The organism is Planomonospora algeriensis (genome assembly GCF_977012225.1).
The window spans coordinates 1-213 of sequence record NZ_CDRNDK010001206.1; the positions used below are offsets into that span (position 1 = coordinate 1).

Consider the following 213-nt stretch of genomic DNA (forward strand, 5'->3'; position numbering starts at 1 on the left):
AGCCGGTGCCGTCGGCGTCCGCCGAGAACGCCTTGCAGCGGCCGTCGGGCGCCAGGCCCCGCTGGCGGGAGAACTCGATGAAGACGCCGGGCGTCGCCATCACCGTCACGCCGCCCGCGAGGGCCAGATCGCACTCGCCCGACCGCAGCGACTGCGCCGCCAGGTGCAGCGCCACCAGCGACGACGAGCACGCCGTGTCCACCGTCACCGCCG

At 75.6% G+C, this 213-nt stretch carries 1 protein-coding gene; it reads right to left on the reverse strand.

All coding sequences use genetic code 11. The annotated features are described in order from the left end of the window. The coding region (locus tag ACWJ6R_RS38440) for a beta-ketoacyl synthase N-terminal-like domain-containing protein (protein ID WP_449066862.1) at positions 1–213 on the reverse strand (213 nt) is incomplete at both ends.